This is a genomic window from Pedobacter sp. NJ-S-72 (genome assembly GCF_053890575.1).
On record NZ_CM132681.1, the window covers coordinates 5636188 to 5650964 of the forward strand.

Below are 14777 nucleotides of genomic sequence, written 5' to 3' on the forward strand. Positions count from 1 at the left end.
AAATACAAAAAAGGCCAGACAATATTGCCTGGCCTTTTTTGTATAAAAATTATGTAAAGTATCTACATACTATAAGTAGAACTGAACACCGATTTTTGGAGCAAAGAAATTAGCTGCAACATTGAACTCTTTGTTACCACCAATTTTATTGTCATTGTTGTCTTTTATAGTGATGTCGTTGTAGTTGATACCTCTAACAGAGAATTCTATACCGAATTTTTTGCTTGGGAAGAAAGCGAAACCTGGAGATAAAGCAACACCTATTTCAGTAGATTTACTAACTTTAGCGTAGTTGTTACCATCGTTATCACCTAATTTGTTGTTACCGAATGCCATTGGAACTGATTTGTCCGAAAAAAATTTGAACTGCTCAGTGATACCTTTGTAGTAACGTGCGAATGGAGCAACTACAAATGCTTGTTTTTTTGTAGTGAAACCTGCAACTGTACCAGCTACATCTACATGGTTTTTTGAAGTTTGGAAACCAACACCAGTACCGATTGCTAAGTTGTCAGTTACAAAGTAACCTACACTTGGAACGATATTGAAAGTAGTGTTTGCTTTGCTTGCGCCATTTGCTTTATTTGAATCAAATTCAACGTTACCACCTAACATGAATTTACCTTTTTCAGTTTGTGCCTGAGTTGTGAATGCTAATGCAGAAACTGCGATTAATGATAATAATAATTTTTTCATTTTGTTGCTTTTTTAATTAATACTAAGCCAGAATTTTTGTTTTTAGTATCTGACTATGTTTGGCATATAGTCAATACCGGTGCCAAACAAATATTTGTCATACAAACAGGAAATGGCGTTTTTTGTAAATGCTTATCTGATAGTGAGATAAATTGTTTTAGGTTTTTCTTTATTATTTTGTGATGACAATTAACAAAATGCTCACATTAAATTAACATTAAAATGAATAAGACAATTTGACTTTCTTTGTTAGAATGTCAGTTTTTTTATTGCCATTTCTGTCAGTTTTCAGGACAGTTGAGACAGTTGTTAGTTATTTCATTAAAAAAAAACTAAATTCATTAAACCTTTATGTGTGTTTAAAACGTTATTTAATTATGAGACTATTAATAGAACGCAAACCGATAAAAGTTTATCCTGATCCTAAACGTGTCATTGCCAGATTCTTTTTTAATGGAGAGGAGAGAGCTAAAGAAGTTATTAAGAGGGTTTTGGAATTATCCGATAAAGATGTTTTTGGTCTGATCTCGCCAATTTTGCAGGAATATTCAAAAAGACACAGGAATATCACCAAGATCCTGGCACGTCACTGTAAAAAGATAAAGGACTATATAGATGAGATGGAGATCGATTATGAGTCTCTGAGCAAATATCGGCGTCTTCTGTTAGGATCATATTTTACACACGAATATTCTATCGAGTCTGCCGCGTTTTTCAACCCATCAGTAGTCGAAGACCCGGATCAATCAGAACTTGTAGAGGGCGAGAAAAGATTAATCATCAGTTTCAGGGCAGTAGGAGAAGGACATATTTCGTCTGTGGTCTTCAGGAGAGCCCTGATAGACAGCAATGGAAACATCACGGTTAATCCTTCAGGAAACTATATTGATGAGGCAGAGGTAGTCAGGAATGCGGTATATAATAAAAAATTATTCCTCAAGAGGGCAGCGGATGCGATGATCGACCTGAATATTCTGAATGAGGTAGATTTAAAGCTGGATGAGAAATTTGATTATGCCGTTCTTAGAAGGATTATTATAGATTCTAAAAACCTCCAGTCAGATGATTTGAAGAAACTGGAATATGATAAAATTCTCTGGCTTTCGGATACTTACCATGAAATAAGTTTTTCAAGAGACACAGATATTTCTGACCGTGTTATCTTTCCGATATCAGAATTTGAACGCAAAGGAATAGAAGACGCACGTTTTGTCCGTTTTATTAAAGAAGATGGAACCGTTATTTATTATGCTACCTATACCGCATTTGATGGCGCTATGATTCTTCCTAAATTATTACAGACAACCGATTTTTATGATTTTAAAGTAAGCCCGCTTCACGGAGCCGGGGCACAAAATAAGAACTTAGCCTTGTTCCCACGTAAGATTAACGGAAAGTATGCCATGATGTCAAGAATAGACGGGTGGAACAATTACCTCATGTATTCAGATAAACTTACGGTATGGGATCACCCGGTTAAATTACAACAGCCACAATTTCCATGGGAATTTATTCAGATTGGTAATTGCGGGTCTCCGATAGAAACAGAAGCTGGCTGGTTAATCATTACTCATGGTGTAGGGCCAATGCGCAGATATTGTCTGGGCGCTAGTTTACTGGATCTGGAAGATCCTTCTAAAGAAATCGGAAGGCTTACAGAGCCTTTGGTAATCCCTAATAATGATGAAAGAGAAGGTTATGTACCAAACGTATTGTACTCTTGTGGTTCAATTATCCATAATGGGGAATTGATTATCCCTTATGGGCTATCTGACTATTGCTCTTCTTTTGCTTCAGTGAAAATTGACTTGTTACTGGCCAAGCTGTTAAGTTCAGCGAGTGAACGCGAAGAAACATCTGGCAGTAAAGACGAAAATAATATATAGTGTATTTATAAAATACGATGGTAGAGGTTTAGATAATCCTTTACCATCTTTTCTTTGGAGAACCTCTGTTTGGCCCAGTTGTGACAATGGAGTCTGTCAATCCCTGATATTTGTGTAACTGCCTCTGTAGCTTCTTCGACGTTGCTTACCAGGAAACCCGTTTTCTCATGTTGAATTAATTCTGGCATTGAACCCCTGTTAAAAGCAATTACAGGAGTGCCACATAATAAAGCTTCAGCCACGCTTAATCCAAATGGCTCTTCAAAACTGATAGGATGGAGTAAAGCCAATGCTCCGCTCAGCAATTCATTACGCTTCTTTGGCCCTGCAGAGCCCAGAAAAACAATTTCTTCATTCAAATAAGGTTCCACTGCCTCTTTATAGTAACGTTCATCCTGAATGATCCCGGCAATTAATAGTTTTTTCTTACTTTTCAATGCAATTTGTATAGCCTCCGCTGTTCCTTTATCCGGATGTATCCTTCCAAAAAACAAGAGATAGTCATCAGCGGATGCATTAAACTGAAAATCTTTAGTATTTAGCCCATTATATACTGTCCCGAGGTAATTGAGTAATGGATGACGGTTTGCATCGCTGATCGCTGCATAATGGTTATGCCGGTTATACCGTTGATAAACCTGGACAATTTTTTCTGATGAAAACCCATGAATAGTAGTTAACACCGGAGTTTTAATCAACCCCGAATAACTTAGTGGCAGGAAGTCAAAATGATTATGGATCAAATCGAAGTCGTCGGCCTGCTCCTCAGGTTGCTGATATGAAGACACTCTATAACTTTTGCATCCTGATTGCGGTCTTCCTCATAACCAGTTTTAACCACGCTTCTTAATTTTGCTGAAGTGACAGAATCGCCGGTGGCAAATAAAGTCACTTCTATTCCTGCTTCATGTAAACCTTCAGTTAAATTAGAGGCCATTTGTTCCCAGGGGCCATAATGGCGCGGTGGCGTTCTCCATGCCACGGGCGATAAAACAGCTATCTTCATTATAGTGCCTCTTCTTTAACTGGTACGACGTCCGGTTTAACACTATATTCATACTCGAATTCCAATGATTTCAGTATTACCAAATGTGAAATCCAATAAGCTAACGTACTTTCTGCTCCCTGGTTTCTATTCACACCATAATTTTGCAATCCATCTCCACAACCTTTAGTTTCATAATCATATAATGGAAGTCTGAGGCTATTCTCGCCTAAGAACCATTGATAACTTAAATACATTTGTCTGATGTATTTTAAATCGTGGTAATCTCATAAGCTTTGAAATATAACAGAACCATAGCCATAGTCTCAATAGCCTGCTGATCGTATAAAGCCATATCTTTACCATTGAATAACCAGCCATCATTGCCCACCGGGTTTAAATAACCCTTATCGAGCGTTTTGGAGGTAAGAAATTCCATAGTTTCGAGTCCTATGGCCAGAGAATCCTGATCCTGAGTGGTCTCATAATGACAAAGAAGAGCTAAAGGTAGAATAGCATTGTCATAGGTCATTTTTTCTTCAAACCAACTCCACTGCTCCCCTTTATTTGCCTGATAGGCGGTTTTCAATGGTACTGCCAGTTTATTGAGTTCATCAATGATATGTTCATCATAAGGGTGAGCTTTTAAAAAACTGCTTAGCCCAATCATTGTATTGGCCAAACCTCTTAAGTGTTTAAGCTTGCTGAAATGGGGGATAGATTTGATAAACAGCTCAGTAGCAAACTCTCTGTAAGAATTGTTTGGAGCATTGTTAATCAGATAACCCAATGCCCAGATCGTTCTGCCAAATGAGTCTTCTGAACCCACCTCATCGAGATATTCTCTTTTGAAACTTAAGAAGTTTCTGAAATTACCGTCATCGCACTGCATGTACTGGATATAACTCAGGTAGACGGGTAATAATTCCAGCGCAGTTTTATTCTTGTTTTGCTGCCAGGCCAGAATAACCATAATCAGGGCACGGGCATTGTCATCCAGACAGTATCCTTCTTTTAGATTTGGAATGCCATATTTTGCATGCTGAACAATTCCTGTATCATCTGTTAATCTTTTAATATGGGCCATGCTAAAAGCAGGCATCATATCAGGATCGATAATAGGCCTGATTTCTTCTTTAGCCTGGTTAGCATCGAGTATAGCCTCTTCTAAAGTCTCAATAAAAACATTACCTGTCGTTGGCCAGCGTAAATGCAAACCATAATTATAGGCGTTATCTTTTAGTTCTTTGAGTTGCTGCTGATTTGAAAATAAGTCATTACAGTTTCTGATAAAGTATCTGAATCTTTGAAATCGAATAGCTTTCCGCGGTTGTCAGCCAGTAATTCCTGGGCATGCCAGTAGGGAGTAGAGATGACCGCAGCTCCGGCACCTATAGCATAGGATAATGTTCCGCTGGTAATTTGTGCTTCGTTCAGATATGGAGTAATATACATATCTGACGCTGTCAGGTAGTCATATAATTCTTCTTCTGAAACAAATTTATTGATAAAAAGAAGATGGTTTTCTACGTCTAGTTTTTTTGCAAGGCGTTTCAGACTGTCCCTGTATTCTTCTCCTGAATTCCTGATTACACCAGGATGTGTAGTACCTAATATAGCATAAAGTACATCAGGATTTTTCTCCACTATTTTGGGTAATGCTTCAATAACAGTTTCTAAACCTTTATTTCTGCTGATCAAACCAAAGGTAAATAGTACCTTTCTATTTTTAAAAGCAGGTGAATTTTTGATTTGATTGTTGTCTTTTGGTTCCAGATTGGTACACCATGTTCAATAAGTTTTTTATTTTATCTTCTGATATACCATAGATAGTGGTCAGAAAGGTTACAGCCCTGTTACTCATCACCACAATTTTTGAGGAGTACTTTGCAATTTCCCTGATAATGGTCAGTTGCATGTAGGATGGATCTTTAAGAATAGTATGGAGAATTGTGATCAGGGGCTTTTGTAAACGGGCGATCAGGGGTAAAATATATACACCATTGTCTCCCCCATAAATGCCAAATTCATGTTCTAAAATGCATACATCCGTCAGACTAATATTAATATAGTCTGCTGCCCTTGCATAATCTTTTTGATTGTCCTGTCTGATGATATACTGAACTTCCGGAGGGTATTCATAAGTAGTCAGATCTTCAGAATCCGTCATTGCTACTACGAAGCTTTCTTTAGATACTGCTTCTGTATGGTGACCTATTGCTTTTAAAAGATTATTATTGAATGTAGCGATACCACATTCGCGCGGAGGATAAGTCGATATATATGCTATTTTCATCTGTAGATAATTGTTTTTAATTTACTGGGCCATTGTAAGATTCGGTTTTTAATGTTTTTATAAAAAAAAAAGAGTTATCTGGTACAGATTGCTGAACAAAAACACGGAATAAAAAGTTTTTGTTTAATTTTTGCTTTTATGGGGACAGATTTCTCGTATAAAAGAAGAACCTACGCTCTTTACTCTCTTATAAAGCAAAATTTAGAGTTATTGTTTTGAATATTTTTTGCGGTTGATCAAATTAAACAGTAATGTGACACCCAAGGCGACAAGGCAACCAGCAACAACGCAGGATACCCGCTCTAATGCTACATACCAGTGTTTTTTCGTGTTCTTCTTGCAACGTTATAATTACAACAGCAGCTAAAGCTGTTTTTAGGGTATTGGTCATGCGAAGAGAGATGCCAATGAAGATCGTTAAGGCCACACCCAGGCATAAGATAACTATGTTAGGCAGCGGAAACGGATAGAGACAAATACCAGCCACAACCAATCATATTAGCTTTCATCCGGTCGTAAGCAAGCGTGTTACTGTTATCAGGAGAAAGTGATACGACTACAGAAACCAGCGACCAGTAAAAGGGATATTGAGGGAAATATTTATAAAGCGCATAGCAAATGATAACCCCGGTCAGACATTTTAATAAATAGATGAAATTGGTAGCATATGCATCCGTGTTTATCTCTATTTTGCTCATTAACCCTGATCTTTGTTTGAATCAATTGTAAATGCAATTTAACAAAAAAAGAATGCTGATCCCGTATGCTGCAGCCTGCAAAATTGCAGAATATAGAATATAAGACCAGCATTCCCTGGTTTTAATTATTTACTGGAAACCTTATGAAGCAGGTGTTTCCTTTTTTGTATTGATGAATACGAATTTATTATCGAACATATCCAGCTTGATTTTACTGTCTTTATCAATTTTTCCAGCTAGTATCTCTTTTGATAACTCATTCAGGACACGTTTTTGAATTACTCTTTTTAATGGACGGGCACCAAACTGAGGATCATATCCCAGTTCTGCCAGCCAATCCAATGCTTCAGGAGAGGCTTCGATCTCAACACCCATTTCAGCTAATGTTTCCTGCACATGTCTGAACTGCAATTCTGCAATATTTCGTACTTCGCTGCGGTTTAAAGGAGTGAACATAATCAATTCATCGATCCTGTTTAAAAACTCTGGTCTGATGGTTTGTTTCAGCAACTCAAACAGCTCATTTTTAGTTTTAGCAATGACTTCATCTCTATTGGAGTCGTCAAGATCCTTAAAGTTCTCCTGAATCAGGTGTGATCCGATATTTGAAGTCATAATAATGATCGTATTCTTAAAGTTGACTAAGCGGCCTTTATTATCTGTTAAACGTCCATCATCCAGTACTTGCAATAATATGTTAAACACGTCGGGGTGCGCTTTTTCAATCTCATCCAATAAGACTACAGAATAAGGTTTACGACGAACTGCTTCAGTAAGCTGTCCACCTTCATCATCATAACCTACATATCCCGGAGGCGCTCCGATTAATCTTGAAACAGAGTGTCTTTCCTGGTATTCACTCATATCAATACGCGTTAAAGCGTTATCATCATTAAACAGGAATTCTGCCAGAGCCTTAGCCAGCTCAGTTTTACCCACACCAGTTGTACCTAAAAAGATAAAGGAACCGATAGGTTTGCGTTTATCCTGTAAACCAGCACGGGAACGACGAATAGCATCAGATATCGCTTCAATTGCTTCATCCTGACCAGCTACACGTTTATGCAGCTCATCTTCCAGGTTCAGTAATTTTTCACGTTCACTGGCCACTAATTTCGTTACTGGAATTCCTGTCCAGCGCGCTACTACACCAGCGATATCATCAGCAGTAACCTCTTCTTTCAGCATACGGCCTTCGCCCTGCTGACTTTCCAGTGTTACTTTTAATTTCTCAACTTTATCCTGTGCCTCTTTAATTTTACCATAACGGATCTCAGCTACTTTTCCATAATCACCCGCACGTTCTGCCTGATCAGCTTCCAGTTTATAATTCTCTATTTGCTCAAGCTCAGTGTTAATACCATCAACCACATCTTTTTCACCCTGCCATTTTGCTTTCAGTTCATCGCGTTCAGCAGAAAGATTTGCAATTTCTTCACCAAGAGATTTTACTTTTTTATCATCATTTTCTCTTCTTATTGCTTCCCGTTCAATCTCTAACTGCATAATTTTACGATCCAGCTCATCCACATTTTCGGGAACACTGTCCATCTCCAAACGTAATTTAGAAGCGGCTTCGTCCATTAAGTCGATAGCTTTATCCGGCAGAAAACGATCACTGATATAACGTTGTGACAGTTCTACAGCTGCAATGATTGCCTCATCTCTGATCCTTACTTTATGATGGGTTTCATATCTTTCTTTTAAGCCTCTTAAGATGGAAATTGCATCCTGTGTATCAGGTTCATTAACTACCACCTTTTGAAAACGACGCTCCAGAGCCTATTTTTCCAGGTATTTCTGATATTCATTTAAGGTTGTTGCACCAATAGCGCGCAGTTCACCACGGGCTAAAGCAGGCTTCAGGATATTTGCAGCATCCATTGCACCTTCGCCACCACCAGCACCTACCAAAGTGTGGATCTCATCAATAAACAGGATAATATCACCTTCACTCTGTGTTACCTCTTTCACTACGGCTTTTAAACGCTCTTCGAATTCGCCTTTATATTTTGCACCAGCGATCAGAGAACCCATATCCAGAGAGAAAACAGTTTTTGTTTTTAGGTTTTCTGGTACGTCTCCCTTGATAATTCTGAAAGCGATACCTTCTGCAATGGCAGTTTTACCTACCCCAGGTTCACCAATCAGAATAGGGTTGTTTTTTGTTCTCCGGGAAAGAATCTGAATCACCCGCCTGATTTCTTCATCTCTGCCGATAACAGGGTCAAGTTTTCCGGACTCAGCGTATTCATTTAAATTTCTTGCGTATTTATTTAAAGCATTATAACTTGCTTCTTCAGCATTCTGATCAGTTACTCTATTGTCACCACGTAAAGCTGAAATAGCTTTTTTCAAATCTTTTTCGGTTACACCCTGATCTTTTAACAGTTTAGAAGTATTGTCGTTAACGGATAAAATCCCTAACAAAAGATGCTCTACAGAAACAAACTCGTCCTTAAATTCTTTCAGGTAAGATTGTGCTTTTTGCAGGACAGAATTAGCTCCGGATGATAAGTATCCGTTACTTCCGCTTACTTTTGGGAATTTAGCGATTTGCTCATCCAGATGCTGATTGAGCGTATTTAAATTTACATTTAGCTTCTTTAAAACATAAGAAACTACATTTTCATCAACAGTAAGCAGCCCTTTAAGCAGATGGGCCGTTTCAATAGCCTGTTGCTGGTTGCCCTGGGCTATTTCGGAAGCCTGTTGAACGGCTTCCTGGGCTTTTATAGTAAAGTTGTTAAAGTTCATGCAAATGTCCGAACAAAAGAAATGCCATAAGCCAGTATCTCCCAGGATCGGAAATTATGTCGCTAAAAGATATTTTTTACTGAATAAATGTCTGGTATTTAACGGGTTGTGCTGAATTTTTGTCTGAATTTAATAAAAAATTGCGATTGATTACCGGGTTTGTCCTTATTTTGGAATACCAGACCTTTATTCAGGATTCTAGTATCTTTCCACAAATATGACGCGTTTTTAGTTTTGAATGAGTTTCTTTGCATCAAAATTATTACGAATACAATATAATGGAGAAAAACTTACTAAAAGGTGCCTTATTAGTCGGACTTGGCGCCTCAAGTTATGGTGCGTTGGCAACAGTGGTTAAGATGGCTTATGAACATGGATTCAATACTGCGGAGGTAACAACTTCCCAGTTTACTATTGGATTTACAGGCATGCTTTTATTAAATATACTGATCAAAAATAAATCAAAAGCAAAAGAAGAAGCTCAGCAGGAAAAGGGGGCTATCTGGAAATTGATGCTTGGCGGAACCTCTCTGGGGACTGACCAGTGTGTTCTACTATTTTGCAGTAAAGTTTATTCCGGTATCAGTAGGAATAGTACTGTTAATGCAATCTGTCTGGATGGGTTTATTACTGGAAGCTGTGTTAGATAAAAAGATGCCTTCAGGCAGGAAAATTGTGGCTACAGTGATCGTTTTAATGGGAACTGCATTGGCAACAAATATATTTTCTGACGTACATGAACTGGATTGGAGAGGAGTAGCCTGGGGATTAGCCGCTGGTGTATCCTATACCATATCATTGTATTCTTCTAACAGTATCGCGACACATATGCGTCCGCTGAAAAGAAGTCTATGGTTACTTGCAGGTGGATTAGTTGCTATTATACTGATTTTCTGTACCAATTCTTACTCGAATTTTAACTTTGGTATTTTCTGGCCATGGGGCTTGTTCCTTGCTTTTTTCGGAACTATTCTTCCTCCGCTGCTTTTTACCAGCGGGATGCCGCATACAGGAATCAGTCTGGGTACAATTGTAGCCTCTGTAGAGTTGCCTGTATCTGTAATGTTCGCTTATATCCTGTTAAGAGAACCTGTTAATCTGCTTCAGTGGATAGGAATTTTAATGATCATCAGTGCCATTGTATTAATGAATGTGCAGAATTTAAAAAAGAAGCCGGTACCAGTAATTTAGACGCTGTTTATATTTTAAACAGCCATTAGAGATAGCTACGATTTGAAAAGATTTACAATTGTGGTTTTCCTTCTTTTTGCGTTTTCAGCATTTGGACAGACTATAACTGTCTGTTCGTGGAACCTAAAAGATTTTGGAAAATCAAAGACCGATATACAAATAGACTTTATTGCTCAAACCCTGAAAAAATGTGATGTAATTGCAATTCAGGAAGTGGTAGCAGGGCCCGGAGGCCCAATGGCAGTTGCGCGTTTAAATGATGCGCTGAACCGGACAGGGGCCAAATGGGATTATACCATTAGTCATGGTACTTCCAGTGACAGATACAGTAAAGAGCGTTATGCTTTTATGTGGAAAACCAGCAGAACCGAAAAGATAGGAGAGGCATGGCTGGAAAAAAAATATAATCTGGAAATTACCAGAGAGCCTTACTTTGCAAGATTCAGATTAGGCAAAAAACAGTTTACTCTGGTGACTATGCATGCGATCCCAAAATCGAAGCAACCGGAAACTGAAATTAAATACCTGAAATACCTGCCGGAAAATTATGCTTCTGATGTACTGATTTTTTGCGGTGATTTCAATTTGCCTGAATCTCATTCGGTATTTAATCCTTTAAAGAATGCAGGGTATCCACCTGCTTTTACTAATCAGAAGACCTCATTAAGACAAAAATGTGTAAATGGTGATTGTCTTGCTTCTGCTTATGATAACTTTTTCTACAATCAGTCGAAGGTCAATTGTATCAATGCTGGTATTATTCCTTTTTATACTGCGTTTGATGAGCTGAAGGAAGCCAGAAAGATTTCTGATCATGTACCCATTTTTCTGAAGTTTTCGTGATGTAACAGGAAAGCCCAGCTGTTGTTTAACATGCGTAAGGGATTTATGTTGGAAGGGGGTTGGTAGGGCGATTAGCCCTACCAACCCCCTTCCAACATAAATGACCTCCCGGCCACAACCCGGTTCGTAACTTATCTTGACCCGCTATTGCGACAATCTTTCTCAATTGATAGATTAATGTTATTACTTTGTAGCAAAATCTGTTTAAATGAATAAAGTTACGCCTAACATCAACCAGGACATTAAAGTTACTGTTGATGCCATTGTTTTTGGATATAATCAGGAAAATGGTATCTCTGTACTGCTGATTAAGCGTAAGATTGAACCTTTTTTAAACGAATGGGCGCTCCCGGGTGGATTTGTACTGAACCACGAAACGCTGGAAGAAGCCGTGGAAAGGGAATTACTCGAAGAAGCAGGCGTTTCGATAAACTATCTGGAGCAGCTATTCACTTTCGGTAAACCGTCACGTGACCCACGCATGCGCATTATTTCTGTGTGGCTTATTTCGGGCTGGTCAAATCTGCTGACTTTAGCTTGTTTGCTTCCACAGATGCGTCTGAAGCAGCATGGTTTAACATCTATGATCTTCCACTATTGGCTTTTGACCATAAGGAGGTCGTTGAAAAAGCTATTGCCCGCCTAAGAGCAAAAATCACCTATGAACCAATCGGTTTTGAACTGCTTGATCCTAAATTTCTTTTCTCTCATCTTGAGCAATTATACATGGAATTATTAGGCCATGAGATTGACCGTCGTAATTTTAAACGTAAGGTGATGTCTTTAGGCCTGGTTATTGAACTAGATGAAAAGGCACCTGTTTTAACGGCAGGAAGGCCAGGAAAACTTTACTCTTTTGACAAAGAGAAATATAAGCAGCTTAAAGTCAATGGTTTTGATCTTAATAAACTCCTTTAGTATCAGTTGTTTAGCATTGTATTTTTAATTTGCGTTAAAATAACGCAAATTAAATTTGTATAAGAAAAAAAATAAAGACTTTAATTTGTGTCATTCATTATAACGCAAATAGATATGAAAGTATTAAATTTATCAAACGGATTTAAACCCTTCAACTCCTCTTTAGAGGAAATAGAAAGTAAAAGCTTTTTATTTAGCGGTGGGGAAGTACACATCAAACTACAAGGTCATGCAGAAGAGGTCATGATTTCAGCCAGACTAAATGACTCTAATGAGGTTATGAAGTTGTTATTGGCCACAGATGCATTACGCCGTAACGGCAGTAAAAATATCAGCGTGTTTATACCTTATTTACCTTATGCCCGTCAGGATAGGGTGATGGTTGGCGGAGAGCCATTATCTATTAAGGTAATGTGTAACCTGATCAATAGCTGCGGTTTTGATAAGGTATATATTTTTGATGTACACTCAGAAGTGTCCCTGGCTTTGCTTGACAATTGTGAACTGATCAGTAATTCAAGCCTGGCTAAACAAGTACTCCATGAACGAACTGATTATCTGTTGGTTTCTCCGGATGCTGGTGCGCTTAAAAAAAAATATATAAACTGGCAGAAGCTTTAGTATATACCAGTGATATCGTTTTGTGTAACAAGGTTAGAGATGTAAGCAATGGAAAGATCAAACAGATTACTGTTGATCAGGATGATCTTGGAGGCAAAGATTGTTTTATCATTGATGATATTTGTGACGGTGGTGCCACCTTCATCGGTGTAGCCAAAGAATTAAAGAAACGTAATGCTGGTAAAGTTAGTCTGATTGTTTTTCTCATGGCATCATGTCTCATGGAGAAACAGAACTTACAGAATGGATAGATCATATCTATACCACAGACTCCATTAAAGATAGTGAATCGGCGTTAATCACCAGGATTCCACTTGCAGATTTAATCGAATTATAACACCTACAAAAACTTATTAAGATGAATAATATCCTACTTCAAACCGACGTATATAAAATGGGACATATGGAGCAATATGCTCCAGGATGTAATAAAGTATATTCTTATTTAACTGCCAGAAGCGATAAGAATTGATGATGAAACTGTGTTTTTTGGACTTCAGTATTATATCAAACAATATCTGTCTGAACCAATCACCAAAGAAATGGGTGAAGAATTCCTGACTTACCGTAAACTGATTTTAGGAAGTAACTCTCCGGAGGTTGAAACTAAAATCAGGGCACTTTGTGAATTGGGTTATCTGCCAATCGAAATTAAAGCTGTTGAAGAAGGTACAATTATGCCTGTCCAAAATGTGCTGATGACCATTACCAATACCCATCCTGATTTTTACTGGGTAGTAGGATTTATGGAAAGTCTGCTGTTAAAATTATGGTACACTATTACTGTGGCTACCTGTAGTCATCAGTACCGTAAAATTGTAACCCGTTATTTCAATGAAACCGATGAAGTGGAAATGGAAGGAGCGAAAGACTTCCAGGTACATGATTTTGGTTACCGTGGAGATGCTTCAGAAGAAGGGGCTGCTATTAGTGGAGTAGCCCACTTATTATCTTTCCTGGGCAGCGATAATGTACCAGCTCTGCCTTGTGCAGTAGAATATTATAATGCAGATATCAACGGAGCTCCTATTATGCTTTCTGTACCAGCTAGTGAACATAGTGTAATGTGTTCTTTTGGAAGAGAAGATGAGATCGGTGCTTTCCGTCATATGCTGGAGTTATATCCAACGGGAATAGTATCTATAGTTTCTGATACTTTTGATGTATATAAAGTATTGACAGAATTTGCTGAGATCCTTAAAGAAGAGATTCTGAAAAGAGATGGTAAAGTTGTCTTCAGACCAGATAGTGGAAACCCTGAATATATTATATGTGGTAATCCTGATGCACAGCCTGGAAGTAATGAATGGAAAGGTGCAATCCGTTTACTGGACGAGAAATTCGGGTCATCTTTAAATAGCAAAGGGTATAAAGTGTTAAATCCAAAAGTAGGTTTGATCTACGGAGATGGAATGTACCTGGAAAGATATATAAGAACGCTTGACCGTTTGAAAGATATGGGCTATGCAGCAGCAACCTGGTCATTGGTGTTGGTGGTATTTTAAGAAATCATAGCCGAGATACTTTAGGTTTTGCGATCAAAGCAACTTATGTGGAGGTTAACGGAGAGCCAAGAGAAATCGAGAAAGATCCGATTACTGACCATAAAAAGAAATCACTGAAAGGAATGCTTTGTTTGAAAAAAAAAGAGGGTAATCATTACATTACTAAAGATCAATGCAGGGTAGCAGAAGAAGAAGAATCTTTGCTTCAAGTAGTGTACAGAGACGGAAAACTTATGAAAGAAACCAGTTTATCTGCTATTAGACAATTGGTTAAAGCACAGAAAGAGGTTTTAATAGCACAGTTATAACACCAATACTACAAAATTCTATATTATAAAAAGAGCAAATAACTTATTCAGCTATTTGCTCTTTATCGGAAAT

19 protein-coding genes and 1 pseudogene are annotated in these 14777 nt (G+C 38.0%); 11 read left to right on the plus strand and 9 right to left on the minus strand.

Annotated features, from left to right (window positions below; translation table 11 throughout):
• Positions 1–69 precede the first annotated feature (69 nt).
• Positions 70–696: an outer membrane beta-barrel protein gene (locus ACWYN3_RS37040; RefSeq protein ID WP_456218659.1), complete on the minus strand. Its 627-nt coding sequence runs from the start codon at positions 694–696 to the stop codon at positions 70–72.
• A 377-nt stretch (positions 697–1073) separates the two neighbouring features.
• On the opposite strand from ACWYN3_RS37040, the gene ACWYN3_RS37045 reads away from it, so the two are divergent.
• On the plus strand, positions 1074–2582 hold the full coding sequence (locus ACWYN3_RS37045) for a glycoside hydrolase family 130 protein (RefSeq protein ID WP_456218660.1): 1509 nt from the start codon (positions 1074–1076) through the stop codon (positions 2580–2582).
• Positions 2583–2587: 5 nt separating this feature from the next.
• Here ACWYN3_RS37045 and ACWYN3_RS37050 read toward each other — a convergent pair whose 3' ends face one another.
• From ACWYN3_RS37050 to clpB, 8 genes and pseudogenes are all read right to left on the minus strand, one after another.
• Positions 2588–3370, minus strand: coding sequence for a glycosyltransferase family 4 protein (locus ACWYN3_RS37050; RefSeq protein ID WP_456218661.1), 783 nt, complete (start codon positions 3368–3370; stop codon positions 2588–2590).
• On the minus strand, positions 3322–3588 hold the full coding sequence (locus ACWYN3_RS37055) for a hypothetical protein (RefSeq protein WP_456218662.1): 267 nt from the start codon (positions 3586–3588) through the stop codon (positions 3322–3324). Before ACWYN3_RS37055 ends, ACWYN3_RS37050 begins: the two co-directional genes overlap by 49 nt.
• Positions 3588–3824 carry a hypothetical protein gene (locus ACWYN3_RS37060; protein WP_456218663.1) on the minus strand — a complete coding sequence of 79 codons (237 nt, stop codon included), beginning with the start codon at positions 3822–3824 and terminating at the stop codon, positions 3588–3590. The genes ACWYN3_RS37055 and ACWYN3_RS37060 overlap by 1 nt, the downstream gene beginning before the upstream one ends.
• Before the next feature lie 14 nt (positions 3825–3838).
• Complete coding sequence (locus ACWYN3_RS37065; protein ID WP_456218664.1) at positions 3839–4783, minus strand: hypothetical protein; 945 nt, start codon at positions 4781–4783, stop codon at positions 3839–3841.
• Between the two features lie 23 nt (positions 4784–4806).
• Positions 4807–5268 carry a glycosyltransferase gene (locus ACWYN3_RS37070; protein ID WP_456218665.1) on the minus strand — a complete coding sequence of 154 codons (462 nt, stop codon included), beginning with the start codon at positions 5266–5268 and terminating at the stop codon, positions 4807–4809.
• 28 nt (positions 5269–5296) lie between these two features.
• Positions 5297–5863, minus strand: coding sequence for a hypothetical protein (locus ACWYN3_RS37075; protein WP_456218666.1), 567 nt, complete (start codon positions 5861–5863; stop codon positions 5297–5299).
• Between the two features lie 449 nt (positions 5864–6312).
• Entirely contained in the window at positions 6313–6561 is a 249-nt protein-coding gene (locus ACWYN3_RS37080; RefSeq protein ID WP_456218667.1) for a hypothetical protein, read from the minus strand.
• A 141-nt stretch (positions 6562–6702) separates the two neighbouring features.
• A pseudogene (gene clpB / locus ACWYN3_RS37085) lies at positions 6703–9318 on the minus strand (ATP-dependent chaperone ClpB).
• Between the two features lie 278 nt (positions 9319–9596).
• On the opposite strand from clpB, the gene ACWYN3_RS37090 reads away from it, so the two are divergent.
• The 10 genes from ACWYN3_RS37090 to ACWYN3_RS37135 all read left to right on the plus strand — a co-directional run bounded on the left by ACWYN3_RS37090 (position 9597) and on the right by ACWYN3_RS37135 (position 14704).
• Positions 9597–9968, plus strand: a complete 372-nt coding sequence (locus ACWYN3_RS37090; RefSeq protein WP_456218668.1) for a hypothetical protein — start codon at positions 9597–9599, stop codon at positions 9966–9968.
• On the plus strand, positions 9958–10509 hold the full coding sequence (locus ACWYN3_RS37095) for an EamA family transporter (protein WP_456218669.1): 552 nt from the start codon (positions 9958–9960) through the stop codon (positions 10507–10509). Before ACWYN3_RS37090 ends, ACWYN3_RS37095 begins: the two co-directional genes overlap by 11 nt.
• 42 nt (positions 10510–10551) lie before the next feature.
• On the plus strand, positions 10552–11352 hold the full coding sequence (locus ACWYN3_RS37100) for an endonuclease/exonuclease/phosphatase family protein (RefSeq protein ID WP_456218670.1): 801 nt from the start codon (positions 10552–10554) through the stop codon (positions 11350–11352).
• Positions 11353–11560: 208 nt separating this feature from the next.
• Positions 11561–11998 carry an NUDIX domain-containing protein gene (locus ACWYN3_RS37105; protein WP_456218671.1) on the plus strand — a complete coding sequence of 146 codons (438 nt, stop codon included), beginning with the start codon at positions 11561–11563 and terminating at the stop codon, positions 11996–11998.
• Positions 11950–12270, plus strand: a complete 321-nt coding sequence (locus ACWYN3_RS37110) for an NUDIX hydrolase (RefSeq protein ID WP_456218672.1) — start codon at positions 11950–11952, stop codon at positions 12268–12270. The genes ACWYN3_RS37105 and ACWYN3_RS37110 overlap by 49 nt, the downstream gene beginning before the upstream one ends.
• A 114-nt stretch (positions 12271–12384) precedes the next feature.
• Positions 12385–12891, plus strand: a complete 507-nt coding sequence (locus tag ACWYN3_RS37115) for a ribose-phosphate pyrophosphokinase-like domain-containing protein (protein WP_456218673.1) — start codon at positions 12385–12387, stop codon at positions 12889–12891.
• Between the two features lie 20 nt (positions 12892–12911).
• Complete coding sequence (locus tag ACWYN3_RS37120) at positions 12912–13142, plus strand: phosphoribosyltransferase family protein (RefSeq protein ID WP_456218674.1); 231 nt, start codon at positions 12912–12914, stop codon at positions 13140–13142.
• 107 nt (positions 13143–13249) lie between these two features.
• Positions 13250–13363 carry a nicotinamide phosphoribosyltransferase domain-containing protein gene (locus tag ACWYN3_RS37125; RefSeq protein ID WP_456218675.1) on the plus strand — a complete coding sequence of 38 codons (114 nt, stop codon included), beginning with the start codon at positions 13250–13252 and terminating at the stop codon, positions 13361–13363.
• A 10-nt stretch (positions 13364–13373) separates the two neighbouring features.
• On the plus strand, positions 13374–14396 hold the full coding sequence (locus ACWYN3_RS37130) for a hypothetical protein (protein WP_456218676.1): 1023 nt from the start codon (positions 13374–13376) through the stop codon (positions 14394–14396).
• Positions 14390–14704 carry a hypothetical protein gene (locus ACWYN3_RS37135; RefSeq protein WP_456223283.1) on the plus strand — a complete coding sequence of 105 codons (315 nt, stop codon included), beginning with the start codon at positions 14390–14392 and terminating at the stop codon, positions 14702–14704. The genes ACWYN3_RS37130 and ACWYN3_RS37135 overlap by 7 nt, the downstream gene beginning before the upstream one ends.
• Positions 14705–14777 lie beyond the last annotated feature (73 nt).